This window comes from Candidatus Accumulibacter similis (assembly GCA_013347225.1).
Classification (GTDB): Bacteria; Pseudomonadota; Gammaproteobacteria; order Burkholderiales; family Rhodocyclaceae; genus Accumulibacter; species Accumulibacter similis.
Map to the genome: position 1 here is coordinate 1,132,061 of CP054595.1, position 21,987 is coordinate 1,154,047.

Genomic DNA, 21,987 nt, shown 5'->3' on the forward strand with positions numbered 1-21,987 from the left:
GGAACCGTGCGCCTTCTCACGCTCGTCCTGGCCGCGCTCGTCGTCTGTGCGCCGCATGCTCTCGCACAGGGGCAGGCGCGGGCGAAGGAACTGCGCCTGCTGGCAGCCGAACTGCCGCCCTACACTTTCCAGATTCCGCCAGCCAGTGTCAGCGAGACACCCGGTGCCGCTCATGGTCTGGTCCTCGAGGTCGTCAGCGAGATGGCGAGGCGCGCCGGCCACAGTGGCCTGATCGAGTTCATGCCCTGGGGCGAAGCGCAGCGTCTGGCGCAGACGCAGCCGAACATCGGCATCCTGGCGCTGACGCGAACTCCCGAACGCGAGGAACGCTACCGCTGGCTGGCACGCATCTTGACCGATGACCTCATCCTGGTCGGTGGCCAGGGAATCGACGTTTCCAGTCTCGACAGGGTGCGCGAACGCCCGGTCGGCGTTCTCAGCCGTTCGGGCGCCGAGGCGCTGCTCAGGGAGCGCGGCTTCCACCGCATCAAGGCGCAGCCGGAGGAGTGGATGAACGCACGCCTGATGCAGCAGCGGCGGATCGATGCCTGGCTGGCACCACGGCTGATGGTCATCCATGCCATGCGCGAGGTCGGCGGCAACCTGGCGGCGCTCAACTTCGGCGAGATCGTTCGCCCGAGCGAGATCTATCTCGCGGCATCAAGGGATTTGCCGGACGCCGAGGCGCTGAAATGGGAGAGGGCCCTGGCGACGATGAAAGCCGATGGCAGCTACCAGCGGATCGTCGACGAGTACAGTCGCCTGCAGATCGCGCCGATCCCCGATGAACTCCGGCGCCGCTTCGCGCAGCCCGTCTGGGAGGGCCGGTAGGCTCCGGCGGCAGCGAGTCGCGGCGGCTGGCGGTGGCGATGGCGCAGCGGACCGCCCCGGGCGTCGCCGCTTTCGCGTTGATGGTGCTGCTCTGCGCGACCTGGGGCTTCCAGCAGGTCACGATCAAGATCGCCAGCGAGGGCATCAGCCCGGTCCTGCAGGCGGGGCTGCGCTCGGCGATCGCCCTCGTGCTGCTGCTCGGCTGGGCACTCTGGCGTCGCCTGCCGCTGCACGAAGCGGACGGCACGCTGCGCTGCGGCCTGCTGGCCGGACTGTTGTTCGCACTCGAGTTCGTCTTCATCTATCTCGGCCTGTCGTACACGACGGCGTCGCGGATGATCGTCGTTCTCTACACCGCGCCGTGCTTCACGGTTCTCGGGCTGCACCTCTTCGTCGCCGGCGAACGGATGCGCTGGCGACATTTCCTTGGCGTCGCGCTGGCGTTCGCCGGCATCGTCCTCGCCTTCGCCGGCAGGAGCGGCAGTCGGCCGGATGCCTGGATCGGCGACCTCCTGGGACTGCTGGCGGCGCTCGGCTGGGCGGCGACGACCGTCCTGATCCGTGCGACGCAACTGGCGACGATCAGCGCGACCAAGGTCCTCTTCTACCAGCTTGCGGTATCCGCACTGCTCATGCTGCCGCTCTCGCCACTGCTCGGCGAGAGCGGATTCGGCAACCTGAGCGTCCCGGTGCTGCTGGCGCTGGCCTATCAGGGCGTGATCGTCGCTTTTGCCAGCTACTTGGCGTGGTTCTGGTTGCTCACCCGTTACCTGACCGCGCGTCTGTCGGTGTTCTCCTTCCTGACACCGCTGTTCGGTGTCGCTTTCGGCGTTCTCCTGCTGGGAGACAGCCTGACGCCCGGCTTCGTCGCCGCCGCGGTCTGCGTCAGCACGGGCATCGTGCTGGTCAACCTGCCGGGCCAACGGCAGCGCGACAGGGTCGGTTGATGGCCAGCAGGTGCCTGTCGCCGGTTGCTGCAGCGGCCGGATCGACGAGCCGATACCAGCCTCTTGGCCGGCATGATCGTGTTCGACATCGACCAGTTCAGACACTGGTCCCGCCGGCCGCTGCCCGAGTGGTTGCGCTCGGGCGACCTGCAAATGGTCTGTTCGCCGGCTCTTGCCGGCCTGGCGGATGCGCAGGGGCAGGTGGCCGCAGCCTGAGGCCCGGTGCCGGGATCGTCACGCCATCGGCTACGGGCGCTGCAGGGCAAAGGGGCCGAGCATCGACTGCAGGCCATGCTCGAACAGTTCCTGCAGCGGCTGTGCCAGATGCGCCAGGCCGAACATCAGGGCGGCGAAGCCGAGGGCGATGGTCAGCGGAAAGCCGATCGCCATCAGGTTGAGTTGCGGCGCGGCGCGGCCGAGAATGGCCAGCGCCAGGTTGGTGATCAGCAGCGCGACGACGATCGGCAGCGCCAGCAACAGTCCGTATGAAAACATGATGCCGCCGCTGGCGGCGAGCTGCCACCAGGTGTCCGGCCAGAGGCGGGTGGCGCCGATCGGCATGACGCTGAAGCTGTGCGTCAGGGTGGCGATGACCATCAGGTGGCCGTTGATCGCCATGAACACCAGCAAGGCGAGGAGACCGAGAAACTCGGAGACGACCACGGTCTGACCGGCCGTCTGCGGGTCATAGGAGCTGGCAAAGCCGATCCCCATCTGCAGGCTGATCAGGCTGCCGGCCATGTCGACGGCGCTGAAGACCAGGCGCATCGCAAAGCCCATCGCGAAGCCGATCAGCAACTGCTGCGCGAGCAGCAGCAGTCCGATTCCCGACCCCGGGTCGAGTACCGGCATCGGCGGCAGCAGCGGCGCGACGCCCAGGGTCACGGCGAGGCCGGCGGCCAGCCGCACGCGTACCGGCAGGGCCGGATTGTTGAACGGTGGTGCCGTCGCCATCAGCGCCAGGACGCGTGCCAGCGGGAAGAAGAAGGCGACCACCCAGGCGTTGATCTCGGCGCTGCTGAGGCTGATCATCCGGGGTTCAGCCGATCATTTGGGGAATGCTCTCGAACAGTCGTCGCACGTAGTCGACCATGAGCTGCAGCATCCAGGGTCCGGCGGCGAGAAGAACCAGGAAGACGCCAACGAGCTTCGGGATGAACGACAGGGTCTGCTCGTTGATCTGCGTCGCCGCCTGAAAGATGCTGACGACGAGGCCGATGAGCAGGGCTGCGAGAAGCAGTGGCGCGGACAGGAGCAAGGTCATCTCGACCGCCTGCCGTCCGATTTCCATCACCGTCGAGGGGGTCATGCGGCGAAGCTGGCGACCAGCGACCCGAGGAGAAGATGCCAGCCATCGACCAGCACGAACAGCATCAGCTTGAACGGCAGCGCCACCATCACCGGCGACATCATCATCATGCCCATCGACATCAGCACGCTGGCGACCACCATGTCGACGATCAGGAAGGGAATGAAGATGACGAAGCCGATCTGGAACGCGGTTTTCAGTTCACTGGTGACAAAAGCTGGAATCAGCAGGCGCATCGGGATCTCGGCAGTGGACGCGAAGCCCGGGCTTCGGCTCATGCGGACGAAGAGCGCGATATCGGATTCGCGTGTCTGCTTGAGCATGAACTCCCGCAGCGGCACGGCACTGCGCTCGACGGCCGCACTGAAGCTGATCCTGTCCTCCGACAGTGGCACGTAGGCCTCGCTGTGGATGCGGTCGAGAACCGGCGACATGATGAAGAAGCTCAGGAACAGCGCCAGGCCGATCAGCACCTGGTTCGGCGGCGAGGTCTGGGTGCCGAGCGCGTGCCGCAGCAGCGAGAGGACGATGATGATGCGCGTGAAGCTGGTCATCATCAGCAGCGCTGCCGGAATGAAGGTGAGCGCGGTCAACGTCAGCAGCGTCTGTACCGACAGCGTGTAAGTCTGGCTGCCGTCGGCACCGGGCGTGCTGGTGACCATCGGCAGCCCGCCGGCCTGTGCCCAGGTGGCAAGCGGCGCAACGAGGAGCAGGAGGAAGCCGAGGCGGCGGCTAAGGTCAGCCGTCTTCATTCTTGCGCTCGGAGATGCGTTTCAGCCACTGGGCAAAGTGCCTCTCACCTTCGCCCCCGGCGTGCGGGTCACCCTTTGGCAGGGTATGCAGGGCGCGAATCTGTCCCGGTACGATGCCGACGACGATCCAGGTTTCATCGACCTCGACCAGGACGATGCGCTCGCGCGGGCCGATCATCAGCCCGCCGACGAGGCGCAGCGGTCCGCTGCCGCCGAATCCGCGGCCACCATTCAGCCGGCGCAACAGCCAGGCGCCAAGGAACAGGAGCGCCACCACCAGCGCCAGGGCGAGCGTACCCTGCAGCAGCATGCCGGTGCCGAATGTCGGCACTTCGCTGCCGGCTGGCTGCGCCAGCACGGTCGGCGGCAGCATTGTCAGCAGGGTCGCGGCACGGCCACGGCGACCAGGGTAGACGGACGAGCGTCGAGGCAAGAGGGTTGGCCCGGTGAGGATGCTGGTACACATCATAATGCAAGTGCAGTCCGGGTGAACATTCTGCACGACTGCGATCGGCAGCGGTTCGTTCGCTGCATCGCGCGCCTCGCATCCCGCGCCCGACGGGACGGCTGCTGCAGACCCCTCAGTGGCCGAGTCGGCGTGCGCGTTCCGACGGGGTGACGATATCGGTCAGGCGAATGCCGAACTTGTCATTGACGACGACGACTTCGCCCTGGGCGATCAGCGTGCCGTTGACGAAGACATTCAGCGGTTCGCCCGCCATCGCATCGAGCTCGACGACCGAGCCATGAGCCAGCAGCAGCAGGTTGCGGATCGTCATCTTGGTGCGGCCGAGCTCGACGGCGATCTGGACCGGGATGTCCAGGATCATGTCGAGCTCGTTCATCAACGATCCCTTGCTTCCCGCTTCGTCAAAACTGGGGAAGATGCTGGCAGTCTGCGCCTTGCCCGCCGGCGCGGCTGCGGCCATCGCCTGCTCGGCCATTGCCGCTGCCCAGTCGTCGTCAAGCCCGGCGTCGTCGGTTGCGGGCGTTCCGGGTTCGTCCATTTCGCTAGCCATTGTTTTCTCCCGCGGAGCTTTCCGCGCGTTCTGCCGCCAGGAAGCGCTCGACCTTGAGCGCGTACTGTCCGCCCTGCTGCCCATAGCGGCATTCCATCAGGGGTACCCCGTCGACCAGGGCGACGACGGTCTCCGGAATCTCCAGCGGGATGATGTCGCCGGCCTTCATCTCCAGGATCCGGCGTAGACTGACGCTCGCGGTTGCCAGCGTCACCGTCAGCTCGACCTCGGCATTCTTCAACTGCTTGCGCAAGGTATTGATCCAGCGCCGGTCGGTTGTCAGTTGATCGCTCTGCATGGCGCTGTAGAGCAGGTCCCTGATCGGTTCGAGCATCGAGTACGGGAAGCAGATGTGCATGTCGGCGCTTGAACCACCGAACTCCAGCGAAAAGGTCGTGGACACGACAATCTCGGAGGGTGTCGCAATGTTGGCGAACTGCGAGTTCATCTCGGAACGGATGTATTCGAAGCCGAGGTCGTAGACCGGTTTCCACGAGCGCGTGTACTCGGTGAAGATGACGCGCAGCAGCCCCTGGATGATGCGTTGTTCGGTGGCGGTGAAGTCGCGGCCTTCGACACGAGTGTGGAAACGGCCGTCGCCGCCGAACATGTTGTCCACGACGAGGAAGACCAGGCTGGGATCGAGGACGAACAACGCCGTGCCGCGCAGCGGTCTTGCGGTGACGAGATTGAGGTTGGTCGGCACCACCAGGTTGCGGGTGAACTCGCTGTACTTCTGGACGCGGATCGAACCGACCGAAATTTCCGCACTGCGATGAAGGTAGTTGAAGAGGCCGATTCGCAGGTAACGGGCAAAGCGCTCGTTGACCAACTCGAGCGTCGGCATGCGTCCGCGGACGATGCGCTCCTGGGTTCCCAGATTGTAGGGGCGAGGCCCCGCAGTTCCCTCGTCAACCTCCTCGTTGGTGTCGGCTTCGCCGGTGACGCCTTTCAGCAGGGCGTCAACCTCATCCTGGGAGAGGAAGTCGGCGCTCATGCGGGCCTACTGGATGATGAACGAGGTGAAGAGTACTTCCTTGATCGGCCAGTCCCGTTTCTTGCCCTTGCCGGCCGGGTCGAGGACGCCGTTCATCTGTTCCCTGATTTCCTGCGCCAGGGTCTCCTTGCCTTCCTTGGTGATCAATTGCGAGGCCTTCTTGCTCGACAGGAGCAGGGTGATGTCGTTGCGCAGCTTCGGTGTGTAGAGCTTGATGTGATCGCCGACCTGCGAGTCGTCGACCTCGACCGAGACGATCAGCTGCAGGAACTGGTCACCGTTCTCCGGAACGAGGTTGACGGTGAATGCGTCGAGGGCGACGTAGACCGGTGGCGCGTTCAGGTCCACCTTCTTCTTCTTCGCCGGTTTGGCCTTCTCGACCACCGCCTCTTCGCCATCGTCCTCGTGCGCGGCGCTGCCCCGCAAAAGGAGGAAGGCGCTCAGCCCGCCGAGGCCGACGACCAGAACCACGAGCAGAATGATGATCAGAAGCTTCTTGCTGCTCTTCGCCGGCGCAGCATCACCGATTTCAGTCGCAGGTTTGGCGTCCTTGGCCATGCGGCGTTTCTCTCCCTGATTACTTCAGCCATCCTTGGGCAGACGCCCCGCCATCGTGCTGCAGGCTCAGGCGAAGACGTCGATCATCGCCCGGCCGCGGCTTGTGGCAACCGGCGCCACGGGCACGCCGGCAGGCGGACCGGCGCCAAGTATAGCCGCATCGGGCAGCCGGTGGGTGGCGGGCGACGAATCCCCCTGTCCCTGCGACTGCTGCCCGAGGGACTGGCTGCCGACGCTGAGCTGTCCGATGTCGATGCCGGCGCTGGCGAACATCTCGCGCAGGCGCGGCATGGCCGCCTCGATGGCGTTGCGCACCTCGGCATTCGGCGACACGAAGTGCGCCGTGGCGCCGTCGCGGTCGAGGTGCAGGCTGATCTCGATGACGCCCAGTTGCGCTGGGTGGACAGTGATCTGTGCGCCCTGTTGCGCGTTGTTGGCAAACCAGAGCAGTTTCTGACCGAACTCGCTTGCCCAGGACGGGTCACGCAGCGGCGTCTGCAGGCTGTGTGCGGCTGCGGGTGTGGCGGCAGCGCCGGCCGCCGCATTGCCGGCGGTGGTCGGCGGTGCTGTGGACTGTACGGGCAGCGCTGGCTCCAGCGGCTCGCTCTCTGCTGCCGCAGCCGGCGCGCGCGGCATGGCGGCGAGGTCGGGGACGGCAAAAGTTGCCGCCTTGAGGCGGGCGTCGGTTGCCGCTGCCGGTAGCTGCCTGCTGTCGGCGGTCGGCCGCAGCGGTTCCGTTGCGCCTGTTCCGCTCTGGGCAGGCAGCAAGGCGGCCAGGGTTTCGCCAGCGGCGGCACCCTGGCCGGCGATCCTTTGGCCATCGCCGCCGCCGTTGCCGGCGGCGGGCGGGCGGTATGACGTCTGTGGCAGCTGCTGGCTCAACACGAGGATGTCGACGGCAGCGGTCGGCGCGACGGTTTCGGCTGCAGGCTGCGGAGCGTCGGCGATGTCTGTTGCCGGCGCTGCTGCGCTGGCGGTCATCGCCGGCACGGCGAGGAGTATGCTGAAGAAGTCGTTGCCGAGAGCCGCTTCATCGGCGCGCGTGCTGCGCACTTCGGCCTCGTCGGCGGCAGCGGGGCGGCCCGGCTGTGCGACGAGTGCCGCGCTGACGATGCTGATGGCCATGACGTTTCCCTTTCGCGAGCTTTCGCCGTACTTGAAGCAAGTGCCGTGCCAAGCTCTGGTTACTGCTCGTGCCGGCCGTCGCTGCCGCGCGCGGCAAACTCGTCCTGCAGCTTCTGCTCGTTTCGCAGTTCCCGCCGGGCCTCGCCGGCACGGTGACGGTCGGAGAGCGTGTCGAAGGCGTTGAGGCGGCTTCGCTGGTTCTGCCACTCGGCCTGCCCGGCGGCGGTATGCGCCGCCTTCAGGGCTGCTGCCTGCTCCTGCTGTCGCACAGCCTCGTCGAGGCGGTCAAGGAATTCCTGGTAGTTGCGCCATTCCGGCTGGCCCAGGCCGTCCTGTACCGCCTGGCGGAAGCGAGCGGTGTATTCGTCGCGATACTGAAGCAACATCGCCAGTGTCTTGCGGGCGTCCCTTTCGGCAGCGATCAGCGCGGCCAGGCGCTGCGTCGCCGCATCGTTGCGGTTGCGCATGAGGTCGAGGACGGATTGCAGGGGAAAGGGTCTGGACACGCTGGCTCCGTTGACCGGTCCTCACAACCAAAGAGGAGGCAAGGGCATTCTAGCCCGTTGGCGCGGCCTGTGCCGGGCCGAACAGGTCGTGCAACTGGGCGATACTGCTGGCCAGGTCGGCACGCTGCCCCAGGCTCTGCTGCAGGAGCCCTTCGAAGCGCGGGTAGATGGCGATCGCCTGGTCGAGCTGCGGGTCCGAGCCGGCGGCATAGGCGCCGACACTGAGCAGGTCGCGCGAGCGCTGATAGCGCGAGAAAAGGCTCTTGAAGCGCCTGATCTGGTCGAGGTGCGAGGGGCTGACGAGGTTGGTCATGGCGCGCGAGATCGACTGCTCGATGTCGATCGCCGGATAATGTCCGGCGTCGGCGAGCGTGCGCGAGAGGACGATGTGGCCATCGAGGATGGCGCGGGCGGCATCGGCGATCGGATCCTGCTGGTCGTCGCCCTCGGCCAGTACGGTGTAGAAACCGGTGATCGAGCCACCACCATCGCGGCCGTTGCCCGCTCGTTCGACCAGTTGCGGCAGGCGGGCAAAGACCGACGGCGGGTAGCCGCGGGTCACCGGCGGCTCGCCGATGGCAAGCGCAATCTCGCGCTGTGCCATCGCGTAGCGGGTGAGGGAGTCCATGATCAGCAGCACGTGTCGGCCGCGGTCGCGGAAATACTCGGCGATGCTGGTGGCGTAGGCGGCTCCCTGCAGGCGCATCAGCGGGCTGACGTCGGCTGGGGCGGCGACGACGACGGCGCGCTGCAGCCCTTCTTCGCCGAGAATCTGTTCGATGAACTCCTTGACTTCGCGGCCCCGCTCGCCGATGAGGCCGACGACGATCACTTCGGCGGCCGTATAGCGGGCCATCATCCCGAGGAGGACGCTCTTGCCGACGCCGGAGCCGGCGAAGAGCCCCATGCGCTGGCCGCGACCGACGCTGAGGAGCGCGTTGATGGCGCGGACGCCGACGTCGAGTGCCTGTTCGATCGGTGCCCGCGACATCGGGTTTACCGGCCGGCTCTGCAGCGGGCGCAACGATCGGGCATTGAGCGGCCCGAGTTGGTCGAGCGGGCGCCCAGCCCCGTCCAGGACGCGCCCGAGCAGCGATTCGCCGACCGGGACGAGCTTCGCACGGTCGATCGAACGTCGTCGTGCCGGCGGTGGCTGGCCGACTCGTGGTGGTCCGTTGGGGGTTTCGAGAGCCACCACCCGGGCGCCCGGCGAAAGCCCGTAGACGTCTTCGGTCGGCATCAGGAACAGGCGCTCACCATGAAAGCCGACCACTTCCGCTTCGATCGGCGAGCCGCCGGACGGCATGACCCGGCATGAGCTTCCCAGCGGCAGCTTCAGTCCCGAGGCCTCCATGACGAGGCCGTTGATGCGTGTCAGGTGGCCGCTGGGCAGCAGCGGGCTGACCTGCGTCGCTGCCTGGCGGCAGCCGGCGATGAAGGCCCGCCAGGCGTCGAGGTGCGGATTGCCGGTGGCTTCAGTCATCGCCTGCGGTCGGCGTCACGGTTGCGCCTTGAGCCACTCGGGGCTGACGCCGATGGCTTCGATGATTCGTCGCCAGCGCGTCTCGACGGTCGCATCGACTTCGCTGGCACCGAGTTCGACGCGACAGCCGCCGGCAGTCAGCGTCGCGTCGTCGATGATCCGCCAGTTGCCGTGCGCGAGTTGTTCGCCCAGCCGTTCGCGTACCAGCACGGCATCGTCGGGGTGCAGGAAGAGTTGCGGCTGACCATGATGCGGATGCAACGCCGTCACGGCCTCCCGGACCAGCGGCAGGATGAGCTGCGGTTGCAGGCGCAGGCTCTGCCGCATCACCTGATTGGCAATCTCGATCGCCAGTGTCAGCAACTGGTCGGCGATATGCTGCTCGATGCCGGCGATGGCCTGTGTCAGATTGTCCAGCACGGTTGCCAGCCTCGCCGCGGTTGCCTGCGCCACGCCGTGCCCTTCGGCATGGCCGGCGGCGTAGCCGGCCGCCTGTGCCGCGGCGAGGACGCGCTCGATTTCCTCGGCCGTCGGCTGGACTGCTGCAGGCTCGGCAGGCAGGGCGGCCGGCGGTACCTCGGCGGCCGTTGTCGTCCTGTCGGTCGCTGGCTGTTCGCCAGCGTGCGCTGCCGCTTCGACCGCTGGCCCGGCAGCGGATTCGGCGGTGGCCGGGCGATCGAAGGCCGTGACCTGCCAGCGCCGATAGGCGGAGACCTTCCCGTCTGGCATCACGTCGCTCACTGGCAGCCCATTCTCAGATCATTTCGCCGCCGCCCGAGGCGCCGAGGACGATCTGGCCTTCGTCGGCCAGCCGGCGGACGACCTTGAGAATCTCCTTCTGTTCGGCTTCGACCTCGGAAAGCCGCACTGGGCCGCGCGACTCCAGATCTTCGCGCAACATTTCCGAGGCGCGCTGCGACATGTTGCGGAAGATCTTCTCGCGCAGCGCTTCGTTCGCACCTTTCATCGCCAAGATCAGCGACTCGGACTGAATCTCGCGCAGCAGCAGTTGGATGGCCCGATCATCCAGATCCAGCAGGTTCTCGAAAACGAACATTTCGTCGAGGATTTGCTGCGCCAGGTCCGGATCGTACTCGCGGATCGAGTCGAGCACGGCAGTTTCGTTGGCGGTGCCCATGAAATTGAGCATCTCGGCAACCGTCCGCACGCCGCCCTTGGCGGCCTTCGTCATGCTGGCGGAACCGGAGAGCAGGCGCAGCATGACGTCGTTGAGTTCCCGCAGGGCCTCCGGCTGGATTCCCTCGAGTGTCGCGACACGTAGCACCACGTCGTTGCGCAGGCGTTCGGAGAACTGGTTGAGGATGTCGCTGGCGTGGTCATGCGCGAGATGCACCAGAATCGTCGCGATGATCTGCGGGTGCTCGTTGCGGATCAGGTCGGCGACGGTCGGCGCATCCATCCATTTCAGTCCTTCGATGCCATTGGTGTCGCCGGGTTGCAGGATGCGCGCGATCAGGTTCGACGCCTTGTCGTCACCGAGCGCCTTGGTCAGCACCGAGCGCACGTAGGCGTCAGTGTCTACGTTTACCGCAGCCGATTCCTCGGCCGATTTCTGGAACTCGCTCAGTACCTCTTCGACGCGCGCGCGCGGAACCGACTTCAGCGTCGACATGGCTTGGCCAAGTTTGTGCACCTCCTTCGGACCCAGGTGCCTGAGCACTTCGGCGGCGTAGTCCTCGCCAAGGGCGATCAGCAGGATGGCGCTCTTCTCGACGCCGTCTTCAGCCGGCATTGGCGCCCGTCCATTGCTTGATGATGTTGGCTACCGCCTGCGGGTCCTGCTGCGCGATCGCGCGCACCGCAGCGAGTTGTCTTTCGAGCAACTCGCTTGCCGTCGGGACATGTTCGCCGCTGCCTTCCTCTTCGCCTTCTTCTTCGGCACGGATGTCGATCTGGCTGCCGATGGTCTTCTCCGTGGCTGGCGGTCCGACCATCGTCCGCATCAGCGGTCGCACGACACCCAGCAGGAGGTAGGCGATGATGGCGGCGATGACCCCGTACTTGACGAGTTCCTTTGCCAGCGACAGGGTTTCCGGGTCGCGCCAGAGCGGAACGCCATCGTCCTTCTCGATGGCGGTGAACGGCGCATTGGCCACCGAGATCGTGTCGCCCCGGTCCTTGTTGAAACCCATCGCCTCCTTGACGAGATCGCTGATCTGCTTTAGCTCGGCGTCGGGCAGCGGTTTGCTGACGGACTTGCCGTCCTTGGCGGTTTCCTTGCGCTGATTGACCACCACCGCTGCCGACAGGCGCTTGATGCTGCCGATCGACTGTCTGACGTGGCGGATCGTCTTGTCGACCTCGTAGTTGGTCGTCGAACTCTTGCTCGTGGTCAGCGGCTGGCCGACGCTGGCGATCGGCGCCTGCACGCCGGCGGCATTGATCTGTCCCGGCAGCGGCGTCGGTGCGGCCCCGGCGGCTGGCGGTACCGCCGGTTGCGTCAATGGTGCGGTTGCCGGTACCGGCGGCTGGTTGCTGAGCGCGCCGGGAACTCCCTGCGCCGTCGGGCTGGTGCTGGCGCTTTCGTTCGTCTGTTGGCTGCGGATGCTGATCTCCGGCGGCGTCGTGTTCGGGCGATGCGTCTCGGCTGTGTGCTCGCTCTGCGAGAAGTCGATGTCGGCGGCGACCTGCACGCGTGCGTTTCCAGCGCCGACGATCGGCGTCAGGATGTCCTCGACGCGCCTGATGATGCTGGCTTCGATCTCGTTGACATACTTCACCTGCGTTGGGTCGAGACCGGCTTCGAGCAGCTTGCTCTTCATCTGTGACAGCAGCGTGCCGCTCTGGTCGAGCAGCGTCACGCTCGCGGGTGACAGTTGCGGCACGCTGGCCGCAACCAGGTTCTGGATGCCGGCGATCTGCGCTGCGTCGAGCGAGCGGCCGGGGTAGAGCCTGAGCATCACCGAGGCCGACGGCTTGAGTTCCTCGCGCATGAATACGCTCGGCTTCGGGATGGCCAGATGCACGCGCGCCGCTTCGACCGCGGCAATCGATTGCACGGTGCGCGACAGTTCGCCCTCGAGTCCGCGCTGATAGTTGAGCTGTTCGGCAAACTGGCTGATGCCGAACTTCTGGCTTTCCATCAGCTCGAAGCCGACTGCTCCGCCGCGCGGCAGTCCCTGCGACGCGAGTCGCAGGCGGACGTCGTGGACGCGGGCGGCGGGGACAAGGATCGCGCTGCCCGCGTCGTTGAAGCGGAACGGCACGTTCATCTGCTCGAGCGCGGCAATGATCGCGCCGCCGTCGCGTTCGCCGACGTTGGAGAAGAGGATGCGGAACTCGCTTTGCCGGAACAGCGTCGCCGCCGCCACGAGCAGGGCGATGAGCGCGGCGATGGCAACCATCAGCACGACCTTCTGCCGGTTGTCCAGGCGTGCCAAGGCGGCGCGTGCACGTTCCAGCGGAGCGCTCGCGACTGTTGCTTCGGTGGTTTCGGTTCCGGCTGCCGCCATGCCAGCGTTCGAGTCAAGAACCTGCCCGAAGGCAGGCAAAAAGCGAAAAAGGGCTGATAATTACTCTGCTATTGTAGCCGTTTCTGGATTTGGACCTTCAATTCGATGATCGAAGCCGGGCAACCGTCAGCTCAGGAGGGCAGAGCGCAGGAACTGCAGCGCGCATTCGACGCCTTCAACCAGGTGTCGCAGGCGCTGACGATGGCCTATCAGGGACTGCAGGGCCGCGTCGAGTCGTTGACGATCGAACTCGCGACGGCCAATGGCGAGCTGCGCCGGCAGCACGACGCCAAGGAGGCTCTGGCAGAACGTCTGCGGTTGCTGCTCAACGCCTTGCCGGCCGGAGTCATTGTTCTCGACGGCGACGCGCGCGTCACTGAAGCCAATCCGGCGGCGCGCCGCATCCTCGGGGACGATCTCGTCGGCGAACTCTGGCCGACGCTGCTGGGCGGTTTGCTGGTGCCGACCGAAACCCCGGCGGAGTGGCAGTCCGGCGGCTGCCGGGTGGCGATCGTCGAGAGCCCGATCGATTCGATGGGCGGACGGATCATCCTGGTGCACGATGTCACCGCCGCGCACAGCCTGAAGGCCGAACTGGAACGTAACCAGCGCCTGGTGGCGATGGGCGAGATGGCTGCGTCGCTGGCGCATCAGCTGCGCACGCCGCTGGCGACTGCGCTGCTGTACAGTGCGAACCTGTGTCAGCCCGAACTGGCGGATGCGGCCCGCATCCGTTTCGCGGAGAAGACGACCGCGCAGCTCAGGCGTCTCGAGCGTCTGATCCGGGAGGTCCTGCTCTTCGCCCGTGGCGAGCGAGCGGGCAGTGACCGGCTGCTGGTCGGTCAACTGCTGGCGGACGTCGCGCAAACGGTGCAGCCACTGTTCCGCGAGAAGAACGTCGCCTATCGGGTAGACTGCCAAGCCGCGCAGGAGCAGCTCTGCGGCAGCCGCAAGGCGCTCGCGGGGGCGCTGGTGAATCTGCTGGAAAATGCCCTGCAGGCCTGCTCTGCGGGTGGCGAGGTGACGCTCACGGCGTGCGCTGCCGATGGGCAGTTGCGCATCGGTGTGCGCGATACCGGGCAGGGGATCGCTCCCGAGGTACAGGCACGGGTGTTCGAACCCTTCTTCACCACTCGCGCGCAGGGAACCGGGCTCGGACTGGCGATCGCGCTCGGCGTTGCGCGCGCCCACGGCGGCAGCATCAGGCTCAGCTCGGCCCTTGATCAGGGGTCGGAGTTCGTGCTCGTGCTGCCGATCGAAACGACAATGCGGCAGGAGGGTTGAGGCGGATGGACGTGATGCGCAGGGGGTTGCCGATCCTCGTCGTCGAGGATGACGCGGCGCTGCGCGAGGCGGTGTGCGACACCCTCGAACTCGCCGGGCAGCCCGTGCTCGCCGCCGGCGGCGGCGAGGAGGCGCTGCAGATCCTCGTCGGCAGCGAGGTGTCTCTCGTCGTCAGCGACGTGCGCATGCTGCCGATGGATGGCATCACCCTGCTGAAGGAGATCCGCAGTCGCTTGCCACCGTTGCCGGTCGTCCTGATGACGGCGTTCGCCGACGTCGACCGGGCGGTCGAAGCGATGCGGGCCGGCGCCTGTGATTTCCTCCTCAAGCCCTTCGAACCGCAGGCACTGCTCGCCCACGTACTGCGTTACCGTCTGCCGGAGAGGCTCGATGAGCAGGGGGTGATTGCTGTCGACGCGGTGACGAAGAACCTTTTCGCGCTCGCCAGGCGTGTGGCGCAGACCGACACGACGGTGCTGCTGAGCGGCGAGAGTGGCGTTGGCAAGGAAGTGGTGGCGCGCCATATCCATCAGTGCTCGGCACGCTGTGCGGGTCCTTTCGTCGCCATCAACTGTGCGGCGATTCCCGACAGCCTGCTCGAAGCGACGCTCTTCGGACATGAAAAGGGCGCCTTCAGCGGCGCACAGAGTGCCCAGGCCGGGAAGTTCGAGCAGGCGCAGAATGGTACGCTCCTGCTCGACGAGATCACGGAGATGCCGCTGGGGCTGCAGGCCAAGCTGCTGCGGGTTCTGCAGGAGCGCGAGGTCGAGCGGGTCGGCGGCAAGAAGGCGATCGCCCTCGACATCCGCATCATCGCCACCTCCAATCGCGACATTGCCGCTGCCGTAGCCGGTGGCCTCTTTCGCGAGGATCTGTTCTACCGGCTGAACGTCTTTCCGCTGCTCATTCCCGCACTGCGTCAGCGCGCCGGCGACATCGTGCCGCTGGCGCGGCACTTCCTGGCGGCGCACGGCAGCCGCGCCGGTCGGTCCGGGCTGCGTCTCGCGGCGGCGGCCGAGAGAGTCCTGCTGCACCACTCCTGGCCTGGGAACGTGCGCGAGCTGGAGAATGTCATGCAGCGCGCGGTGATTCTGGCCGCGGCAGAAGTCGTCGAGGTCGATGCGTTGCTGCTGGGCACGCCGCGCCCAGCCGACCCGGCAGCGGCAGCGGTGATGCCGGCGCCGGCGGCCGCCAGCCGGCAGACCGCCGAGCTGCGCGACGTCGAGCGGCAGCACATCCTCGATACCCTGGCGGCTGCCGGTGGGTCGAGAAAGCTGGCCGGGCAGCGCCTCGGGATGCCCGAAAGGACGCTGCGCCACAAGCTGAAGCAGTACCGCGACGAAGGCTTCCTCAAGCCCTGAGGATCCTTCACCGCCCCTTGGGCGACAAGTGGCGTCACCAGTGGCGCAGTTCTTGCTTTTATGGATCAGGCAGTCGTTGGAGGAAACAATGGATCACAAGGGTATCGATCAGGTACTGAGCGCGTTGCGAGCAGGCTCGGTTGCGGCTTCCGGGCGCGGCGCCCCGGCGCCCGCCACGGCTGCCGCCGGGGCGCCGACGGACTTTGCGCAGGTTCTGCAGGCATCGCTGGCGCAGGTAAGCCAGACGCAGCAGCGCGCCGACGCGATGGCGGCAAGTTTTGCCGCTGGCAATGGGGGCGCCGATCTGCACGACGTGATGATCGAACTGCAGAAAGCCAGCATATCGTTTCAGGAAATGGTCCAGGTGCGCAACAAACTCGTCTCTGCGTATCAGGATGTGATGAACATGCAGGTCTGAGAGCCGGGCAAGGGATCGTCGGCAGCAGCCGACGGGACCGGGCGGCGAGCCCGCGGACCGAAGTCGCTAGCCGATGCGCGTGGGCACAAGCGCACGTGCTGGGCCGGGCGGCGGATACCCAGGCGGCGCACGTGCGCTCCTCGATGCCAGAGGGCTTGAGTTTTCGCATGCTGGCACCCATAATGTCCCGCATGGTCGTAATTCCGGCAAACCGGATGCGTTCTGGACGCGGGTTCGATTCCCGCCACCTCCACCACTGCGGGGGTGTACTGGTTTCGACAGGGCGAGTGATGGCGAGCAGGCGACCCGAAAGGCGACGGACGTAATCCGAGCAAATCCATAAACGCCAACGATGAGCGTTTCGCACTGGCCGCTTGAGGCCTGCTGAGGGCGTAGCCGTCCAATAAACAGAATGGCTATCGGCGGGGGCTTCGGCCCCCGCCGTCATTGGTCGGGACGGTTGGAGGCACCGGCAGACGAGGCACCGGCAGACGACGGCAGGGCCGGAATTGCCGCAGGCAGGCAGTCGGGAAGGCGCAGCGCGTGGCTGGCCGAGTGTGGCGGTGTGGCTACGGTGTCCTGGCGGAGCCGCTGCGGCAGCGCCCGCGTGCACGCGGCCGTTGCCGCGTCGGCGAAGCGGCGCCCGCGCTCGCCTCCGGCCGGATGGTGCTGGTCAGCTGGCCGTTCAAGCCTCTTTGGCGGTGGCCGCCTGTTGCCGACGCGGCTGAGCGTTGTCGTCGAAGCCAGTGAGCTGCGACTCGATTCCGTCGAAACTGCTGGCGGTGGCCGGTTTCAGGCGCGACAACCGTCGCAGCAGGCGCTGCTGGGCAAAGGTTTCGGTCGGGTCCGGCTTGCCGAGCACATACTCGGACCCGCGCCGGGTGGTCACGACCATCGAATTGCTGTCGAGGCTGTAAGCGGTGATCGGCGAGGTCCGGATGTGTGAGGACGATGGAAAGCGCGGGTTGCTCCCGTAGACGCGTCCCTCGATGCACACCAGTTCTTCGCCACCGCGGGTGACGAGATCGAGCATCTTCCAATTGTTCAGGATATTCATGGCGTTGCCCCAATCCAGGCGAGACGAGAAGAGCCGAAGGCAGGTGCGATTGTACGCCATCTCTGGTTTCCGTGGACCGTTTCGCGGTCCGGAACCCCAGAGGTGCATTCTCGGCGCCGACGGGCATATGAAAAAACGGCCATCATCTTCTCGCAGGACACTGCAAATTTTTGATATGTGGAGTGGTTGCAGCCGGCTTGCGCAGGCCGTCAGCGAGCGCCAAGCGGAGCTTCCGCACGCGTGCCACCTGCCCGGGCCGCGCTCCGCGGACCCCAGTGCGGCGCCAAGAGCAATGGCAGCGAGCAGGGCTCGCTGCCGCGCGCCGTACTGTACCAACAGACAGCAAGAACTGTGCTAGCCGTGATGCTGATGCCGAATGGCCCATTAAAGCAGCGACCTGGCCGCAGTGGATGGCAACTGACAGGAATCGGGTGTAAAGTTTATCGACAGGCGGCGCATGGCCCTCGGTTCTGCCAGCCGTCTGACTGCCATCCGCGCGGCGGCCCCTGTCAACCACGCCGACGGCCATGCGGCCGGCTCGGACGTGGGCGCCGACCGGGCAGCAGGTGCGCGCATTCGTCGTCGCCGAGTGCTTCGATCCGGCCAAGCTGGCGTGCGAGGACGCTCAGGTCGGCTTCGGAGGCTGCTTCGGAGGCTTCTTGCCCCTTGGCGAGGCGGCCGCGGATGCGTGTGGCAAGCTGGCCTGGCGTTGCCGATGGCGCGACGATGAAGAAGGCGGCGCCGGCCTCGTTTGCCAGGCGGTGGAAGCTGTCGCGCCGGCGACGTTCGAGGAAGGCGGCGTCTACGATGACCGACCAGCCGGCGGCGAGCAGACCCGACGCCAGCTCGCGCAGCCGCTCATAGGTGCGCTCGCTGGCGTCGCTGGAATAGATGCCGCCGTCCACCGGCGAGCCGCTGCTGGCACTGGCGGCGAGCCCGAACAGCCGCTTGCGCTCGACGTCCGAGCGCAAGCGCAGGGTGGCCGCCGCGCCATCTGCCAGCAGCAGGTCGCGCGAGGCGCTCGTCTTGCCGCAGCCAGCGACGCCATGGGTGATGGTCAGGCGGAGCGGTGGCGGTTCCATGAGGCGCTCCGCGAGCTCAAGGTAGCCGGCTGTCTGACCGTCATCGCCGCCATCCTGGCGGCTGCGGATGGCGGCGACCTTGGCCCGCACGAGCGCGCGATAGACGGCGTAGAAACGCAGCACCTGAGCCGCGTCGTAGTCGCCGTTGCATGTCAGCCACTCGTTGAGCAACCAGCAGGCGAGACCGGGCTGGCCGTGATCGAGGAGGTCGACGTAGGTGAAGGCGAGCTCACTGGCCACGTCGATGCAGCGCAGTTCCTCGCTGAACTCGATGCAGTCGAAGAGGGTCACCCGATCATCGATGACGACCAGATTGCCGAGGTGCAGGTCTCCGTGGCACTCACGAATCCGGCCGTCTGCCTTGCGCGCAGCGAAGTGTGCCTGCAGGCGGGCGAACCCGGCTTGCGTCCAGTCACGCAGACGCGCCAGGCGCGCCCCTGCCGCGTTGCCGGGCAGAAGCTCCCGCAGTTCGTCGAAGTTGGCCAATGCCGGCGCAAGTACTTGTTCGGGTTCGCCGAAAGGCGTGTCGGGCGGGGCGGTTGCCGCGCTGGCGTGGAAGGCGGCGAGCGTTTCTGCGAGATCGGTGACCCGCTGTCGTCCGAGCTGACCGCGGGCGCACAGTCGGTCGAGGCGGCCGTCCTCGGCGAAGCGGCGCATCCTCACCGCGTACTCGATGGCCTCGCCGGCACCGCCGATCCGCGGATCGGCCGGCTCGCCAACGATCGGCAGGACCGCCAGGTAGAGCTGCGGCGCAAAGCGGCGGTTCAGTCGCAGTTCGGCCTCGCAGCACGCACGGCGCCGCTCGAGCGTACCGTAGTCGAGGAAGGGCAGGACGACCGGCTTCTTGATCTTGTAGGCGAAGTCGCCTGCCAGAAGCAGCCACGACGCATGCGTTTCGATCAGCTCGACATTCGCCGCCGGGTGTGGATAGCGCGCCGGGTCGAGCAGAGCCTTGATCAGCGGCGGCAGTGGCGACGACGACATGCCTCAGCTCCGCCGGCCGCGGCGCAGCCAGGCCTTGCGCAGCTCCTCGAGCGCGCCCATCAGGATGGCACAGCCGGCAGCGAGGAGCCAGCTGTCCCTGCCGATCGCCGCCGTACCGAAGAGCCAGTTGCCAGCCGGCGTGTAGAGGATGAACAGGATCACCGCCAGCTCGGCGGCGATGCCCAGCAGCAGGTAGCGATTGCCGCCCAGGCCGTAGCTCAGGATCGACTGCCGCGGGTGGCGGCAGAGGTACAGGTTCATCATCTGCATGACGACGATCGTCGCCAGGCAGGCGGAGGTTGCCTGCAGGTAGAGCGGGTCGAGGCGGTCGAGCGTCTGTCCGTGCTGCCAACCGGCGGCATCGAGGACGAAGAAGAAGGTCAGCATCGCAGCCGTCGCCTCGAGGACACCGAGAAAGAGGTAGGCACGGGCGAGCAGGCTCCACGACAACAGCCGTTCGCCGTGCTGGCGCGGGGGGCGTTGCATCACCGCGGGGTCGGGCTTTTCGGCGCCGAGCGCCAGCGCCGGCAGCATGTCGGTACCGAGGTCGACGGCCAGGATCTGGATGATGGTCAATGGCAGCGGAATGCGGAAGAGGACGAAGGCCAGGTAGGGTACCAGCTCGGGGATGTTCGAGCTGAGGATGTAGGTCAGGAACTTGCGGATGTTCTCGAACACCGCGCGCCCTTCCTCGATCGCCGCGACGATGCTGGCGAAGTTGTCATCGAGCAGGATCAGGTCGGCAGCCTCCTTGGCGACGTCGGTGCCGCTGATGCCCATGGCGATGCCGATGTCTGCCGACTTCAGCGCCGGCGCGTCGTTGACGCCATCGCCGGTGACGGCGACTATCTCGCCCTTGTTCTTCAGCGCTTCGACGATGCGCATCTTCTGCTCGGCGGCGACGCGGGCGAACAGGACCTCCGGCGCATCCAGCGCCAGTTGCAGTTGCGTCGGCGACATCAGCCGCAGTTGCTCGCCGCTGATCACCAGCGGTGCTTCGCCGCTGATGAGGCCGATCTGGCGGGCAATCGCCAGCCCGGTACGCGGGTGGTCGCCGGTCACCATGATCGTCCGGATGCCGGCTTCCTTGCAGCGGGCGATCGCTTCCGGCACCTCGCGCCGCGGTGGATCCTCGAGGCCGATCAGGCCGGCGAGAACCATCCCCTGCTCTTCTTCGGGCAGACCCGGCTGGTCTACGGCACGATGGGCAAAGGCGAGCACGCGCAGCCCCTGGCTCGCCATCTCGTCCTGCGCCGCCAGCAGGCGGGTGCGCGCGGTGGGATCGAGTGGCACGATGCCGGCATCGAGTCGCACGCAACTGCAGCCGGCGAGCACCGTCTCGAGCGCTCCCTTGCAGTAGAGCATGCGGCCCTGCGGCGTGTCGCAGATTACCGACATGCGCTTGCGATCGGTATCGAAGGCGATCTCGGCGATGCGACTGAAGCCGGCCAGGTCACCAGCAACCTGGCGGCCGACCGCGGCCAGCGCGATCTCCATCGGATCGCCACGCAGGGTCTGCCGACCCTCCTCATCGACCTCCTTCAGATTGTGGCAGAGCGCTGCGTTGACGAACAGCGCGCGGTGGTCGAGCAGCGCCGGTCCGCGCTGTGCCAGCTCGGCGCAGGGCAGCATGCCGCCGCCGATCCAAAGTTCCTCCGCCGACATCCGGTTCTGCGTCAGGGTGCCGGTCTTGTCGCTGCAGATCACGGTCGTCGAGCCGAGCGCCTCGACCGCCGGCAGATGGCGCACCAGCGCGTTGCGCCTGGCCATTCGCTGTGTTGCCATGGCCAGCGACAGAGTGACGGTCGGCAGCAGTCCTTCGGGCACGTTGGCGACGATGAGGCCGATGGCGAAGAGCAGGTTCTCCCAGGTCGGCAGCCCGATTGCCTGGCCGACGAGGAACAGGAGGACACCCATGCCGGTGGCCAGACCGGCGACGATGCGCGACAGGCGGGCGATCTCGCGTTGCAGCGGCGAGCTGGCTTCGCCGGCGGTTTGCGTCAGGTGGGCGATGCGGCCGAACTCGGTGCGCATGCCGGTGGCGTAAACGACGCCGCGTGCCTGCCCGGAAACGACCGAGGTGCCGGCGAGAACGATGTTTTTCGCCTGCAGTGGCGATTCCTCGCCGGAGGGTTCGAGCGTGCGCGCCTTGGCGAGCGACTCGCCGGTCACCGTTGACAGGTTGACCCGCAGGCCGGAAAGCTCGATCAGGCGGCAGTCGGCCGGGACGAAGTCGCCCTCTTCGAGAAGGACGATGTCCCCCGGTACCAGCTCGCTGGCGAGAATGCCGCTGATCTCACCGGCGCGCAGCGTCTTCACCCGCTGCGGCAGCAGGCGGCGCAGGGCAGCGACCGCCCGCTCCGCCTTGTACTCCTGCCAGAACGAGAAGGCACCGTTGATGACGATGACACCGACGATGGCCAGGCCGAGCCTGGCCATTCCCTGTCCCGGGTCGAAATGCTCGGCAGCGAACGACAGGCCGGCAGCGATCCACAGGACAATGGCGAAGAAATGGGTGAACTCCTGCGCGAATCGCAGCAGGAGGTGCCTTTGCTCGACCTCCTCGAGGAGGTTCGGGCCGAACTCGCGGAGCCGGCGCGCCGCCTCGCCGGCAGCCAGTCCGGTGGACGAACTGTTCAGGCTGGCCAGAGCCTGCTCCACAGTCAGCGAATGAACCCGCACGCGCGCGAACTCTCGTTGCGATCAGTCCTACAATCTACACCCTGGGCGGCAGGAAAGCACCACCGCGCGACAACCGTTCCCCGCTTCCGGCTCCGGCAAGGCCCGCTGGGCAGGGTCTG

At 66.6% G+C, this 21,987-nt stretch carries 22 protein-coding genes and 1 other RNA gene; 7 read left to right on the top strand and 16 right to left on the bottom strand.

Annotated elements, in window-relative coordinates:
- The first annotated feature begins 6 nt into the window (after positions 1–6).
- From HT579_05175 to HT579_05185, 3 genes are all read left to right on the top strand, one after another.
- Positions 7–831 (top strand): transporter substrate-binding domain-containing protein, encoded by an 825-nt coding sequence (locus HT579_05175; GenBank protein ID QKS28376.1) that lies wholly within the window; start codon positions 7–9, stop codon positions 829–831.
- A gap of 38 nt (positions 832–869) precedes the next feature.
- Positions 870–1,778, top strand: coding sequence for a DMT family transporter (locus tag HT579_05180; GenBank protein QKS28377.1), 909 nt, complete (start codon positions 870–872; stop codon positions 1,776–1,778).
- A 63-nt stretch (positions 1,779–1,841) separates the two neighbouring features.
- Positions 1,842–1,994: a hypothetical protein gene (locus tag HT579_05185; protein ID QKS28378.1), complete on the top strand. Its 153-nt coding sequence runs from the start codon at positions 1,842–1,844 to the stop codon at positions 1,992–1,994.
- 30 nt (positions 1,995–2,024) lie between these two features.
- On the opposite strand, the gene fliR is transcribed toward HT579_05185, so the two are convergent.
- The 13 genes from fliR to fliF all read right to left on the bottom strand — a co-directional run bounded on the left by fliR (position 2,025) and on the right by fliF (position 13,000).
- Positions 2,025–2,810 (bottom strand): flagellar biosynthetic protein FliR, encoded by a 786-nt coding sequence (gene fliR / locus HT579_05190; GenBank protein ID QKS28379.1) that lies wholly within the window; start codon positions 2,808–2,810, stop codon positions 2,025–2,027.
- Positions 2,811–2,817: 7 nt separating this feature from the next.
- Complete coding sequence (fliQ, locus tag HT579_05195) at positions 2,818–3,087, bottom strand: flagellar biosynthesis protein FliQ (protein ID QKS28380.1); 270 nt, start codon at positions 3,085–3,087, stop codon at positions 2,818–2,820.
- The gene (gene fliP, locus HT579_05200) at positions 3,084–3,839 is read right to left on the bottom strand and encodes a flagellar type III secretion system pore protein FliP (GenBank protein QKS28381.1); all 756 of its coding nucleotides are present in this window, start codon (positions 3,837–3,839) and stop codon (positions 3,084–3,086) included. Before fliP ends, fliQ begins: the two co-directional genes overlap by 4 nt.
- The gene (gene fliO / locus HT579_05205; protein QKS28382.1) at positions 3,826–4,212 is read right to left on the bottom strand and encodes a flagellar biosynthetic protein FliO; all 387 of its coding nucleotides are present in this window, start codon (positions 4,210–4,212) and stop codon (positions 3,826–3,828) included. Before fliO ends, fliP begins: the two co-directional genes overlap by 14 nt.
- Before the next feature lie 208 nt (positions 4,213–4,420).
- The gene (fliN, locus tag HT579_05210; protein ID QKS28383.1) at positions 4,421–4,858 is read right to left on the bottom strand and encodes a flagellar motor switch protein FliN; all 438 of its coding nucleotides are present in this window, start codon (positions 4,856–4,858) and stop codon (positions 4,421–4,423) included.
- Positions 4,851–5,855 (bottom strand): flagellar motor switch protein FliM, encoded by a 1,005-nt coding sequence (gene fliM / locus HT579_05215; GenBank protein QKS28384.1) that lies wholly within the window; start codon positions 5,853–5,855, stop codon positions 4,851–4,853. Before fliM ends, fliN begins: the two co-directional genes overlap by 8 nt.
- Before the next feature lie 6 nt (positions 5,856–5,861).
- Entirely contained in the window at positions 5,862–6,413 is a 552-nt protein-coding gene (locus HT579_05220; GenBank protein ID QKS28385.1) for a flagellar basal body-associated FliL family protein, read from the bottom strand.
- Positions 6,414–6,479: 66 nt separating this feature from the next.
- Positions 6,480–7,538, bottom strand: a complete 1,059-nt coding sequence (locus tag HT579_05225; protein QKS28386.1) for a flagellar hook-length control protein FliK — start codon at positions 7,536–7,538, stop codon at positions 6,480–6,482.
- Between the two features lie 59 nt (positions 7,539–7,597).
- Positions 7,598–8,044 carry a flagellar export protein FliJ gene (gene fliJ, locus HT579_05230; GenBank protein QKS28387.1) on the bottom strand — a complete coding sequence of 149 codons (447 nt, stop codon included), beginning with the start codon at positions 8,042–8,044 and terminating at the stop codon, positions 7,598–7,600.
- A 49-nt stretch (positions 8,045–8,093) separates the two neighbouring features.
- The gene (gene fliI / locus HT579_05235) at positions 8,094–9,527 is read right to left on the bottom strand and encodes a flagellar protein export ATPase FliI (GenBank protein ID QKS28388.1); all 1,434 of its coding nucleotides are present in this window, start codon (positions 9,525–9,527) and stop codon (positions 8,094–8,096) included.
- A 15-nt stretch (positions 9,528–9,542) separates the two neighbouring features.
- Positions 9,543–10,268: a flagellar assembly protein FliH gene (locus HT579_05240; GenBank protein ID QKS28389.1), complete on the bottom strand. Its 726-nt coding sequence runs from the start codon at positions 10,266–10,268 to the stop codon at positions 9,543–9,545.
- A gap of 13 nt (positions 10,269–10,281) precedes the next feature.
- A complete protein-coding gene (gene fliG, locus HT579_05245) occupies positions 10,282–11,280 on the bottom strand; it encodes a flagellar motor switch protein FliG (protein QKS28390.1) in 999 nt (332 codons plus the stop codon).
- Entirely contained in the window at positions 11,270–13,000 is a 1,731-nt protein-coding gene (gene fliF / locus HT579_05250; GenBank protein QKS28391.1) for a flagellar M-ring protein FliF, read from the bottom strand. The genes fliG and fliF overlap by 11 nt, the downstream gene beginning before the upstream one ends.
- Positions 13,001–13,105: 105 nt before the next feature.
- On the opposite strand from fliF, the gene HT579_05255 reads away from it, so the two are divergent.
- The 4 genes from HT579_05255 (at position 13,106) to ssrA (ending at position 16,510) form a co-directional block, all read left to right on the top strand.
- The gene (locus tag HT579_05255) at positions 13,106–14,284 is read left to right on the top strand and encodes a PAS domain-containing protein (protein ID QKS28392.1); all 1,179 of its coding nucleotides are present in this window, start codon (positions 13,106–13,108) and stop codon (positions 14,282–14,284) included.
- 14 nt (positions 14,285–14,298) lie between these two features.
- On the top strand, positions 14,299–15,645 hold the full coding sequence (locus HT579_05260) for a sigma-54-dependent Fis family transcriptional regulator (protein QKS31511.1): 1,347 nt from the start codon (positions 14,299–14,301) through the stop codon (positions 15,643–15,645).
- 88 nt (positions 15,646–15,733) lie between these two features.
- Positions 15,734–16,063 (top strand): flagellar hook-basal body complex protein FliE, encoded by a 330-nt coding sequence (gene fliE, locus HT579_05265; GenBank protein QKS31512.1) that lies wholly within the window; start codon positions 15,734–15,736, stop codon positions 16,061–16,063.
- 141 nt (positions 16,064–16,204) lie between these two features.
- Positions 16,205–16,510, top strand: a transfer-messenger RNA (tmRNA) gene (gene ssrA / locus HT579_05270).
- A 238-nt stretch (positions 16,511–16,748) separates the two neighbouring features.
- Here the strand turns inward: ssrA and HT579_05275 are convergent.
- The 3 genes from HT579_05275 to HT579_05285 all read right to left on the bottom strand — a co-directional run bounded on the left by HT579_05275 (position 16,749) and on the right by HT579_05285 (position 21,868).
- Positions 16,749–17,180 carry a hypothetical protein gene (locus tag HT579_05275; protein QKS28393.1) on the bottom strand — a complete coding sequence of 144 codons (432 nt, stop codon included), beginning with the start codon at positions 17,178–17,180 and terminating at the stop codon, positions 16,749–16,751.
- Positions 17,181–17,629: 449 nt separating this feature from the next.
- Positions 17,630–19,186 (bottom strand): AAA family ATPase, encoded by a 1,557-nt coding sequence (locus HT579_05280; GenBank protein QKS28394.1) that lies wholly within the window; start codon positions 19,184–19,186, stop codon positions 17,630–17,632.
- Positions 19,187–19,189: 3 nt separating this feature from the next.
- Complete coding sequence (locus tag HT579_05285) at positions 19,190–21,868, bottom strand: cation-transporting P-type ATPase (protein QKS28395.1); 2,679 nt, start codon at positions 21,866–21,868, stop codon at positions 19,190–19,192.
- Positions 21,869–21,987: the final 119 nt, after the last annotated feature.

Bases quoted from the DNA above. Each gene is read 5' to 3' on its own strand.
- HT579_05180 (QKS28377.1), top strand. From the start codon at position 870: ATGGCGCAGCGGACCGCCCCGGGCGTCGCCGCTTTCGCGTTGATGGTG.
- fliR (QKS28379.1), bottom strand. From the start codon at position 2,810: ATGATCAGCCTCAGCAGCGCCGAGATCAACGCCTGGGTGGTCGCCTTC.
- fliQ (QKS28380.1), bottom strand. From the start codon at position 3,087: ATGACCCCCTCGACGGTGATGGAAATCGGACGGCAGGCGGTCGAGATG.
- fliP (QKS28381.1), bottom strand. From the start codon at position 3,839: ATGAAGACGGCTGACCTTAGCCGCCGCCTCGGCTTCCTCCTGCTCCTC.
- fliO (QKS28382.1), bottom strand. From the start codon at position 4,212: ATGCTGCCGCCGACCGTGCTGGCGCAGCCAGCCGGCAGCGAAGTGCCG.
- fliN (QKS28383.1), bottom strand. From the start codon at position 4,858: ATGGCTAGCGAAATGGACGAACCCGGAACGCCCGCAACCGACGACGCC.
- fliM (QKS28384.1), bottom strand. From the start codon at position 5,855: ATGAGCGCCGACTTCCTCTCCCAGGATGAGGTTGACGCCCTGCTGAAA.
- HT579_05220 (QKS28385.1), bottom strand. From the start codon at position 6,413: ATGGCCAAGGACGCCAAACCTGCGACTGAAATCGGTGATGCTGCGCCG.
- HT579_05225 (QKS28386.1), bottom strand. From the start codon at position 7,538: ATGGCCATCAGCATCGTCAGCGCGGCACTCGTCGCACAGCCGGGCCGC.
- fliI (QKS28388.1), bottom strand. From the start codon at position 9,527: ATGACTGAAGCCACCGGCAATCCGCACCTCGACGCCTGGCGGGCCTTC.
- fliG (QKS28390.1), bottom strand. From the start codon at position 11,280: ATGCCGGCTGAAGACGGCGTCGAGAAGAGCGCCATCCTGCTGATCGCC.
- fliF (QKS28391.1), bottom strand. From the start codon at position 13,000: ATGGCGGCAGCCGGAACCGAAACCACCGAAGCAACAGTCGCGAGCGCT.
- HT579_05255 (QKS28392.1), top strand. From the start codon at position 13,106: ATGATCGAAGCCGGGCAACCGTCAGCTCAGGAGGGCAGAGCGCAGGAA.
- HT579_05260 (QKS31511.1), top strand. From the start codon at position 14,299: ATGCGCAGGGGGTTGCCGATCCTCGTCGTCGAGGATGACGCGGCGCTG.
- fliE (QKS31512.1), top strand. From the start codon at position 15,734: ATGGATCACAAGGGTATCGATCAGGTACTGAGCGCGTTGCGAGCAGGC.
- HT579_05275 (QKS28393.1), bottom strand. From the start codon at position 17,180: ATGGCGTACAATCGCACCTGCCTTCGGCTCTTCTCGTCTCGCCTGGAT.
- HT579_05280 (QKS28394.1), bottom strand. From the start codon at position 19,186: ATGTCGTCGTCGCCACTGCCGCCGCTGATCAAGGCTCTGCTCGACCCG.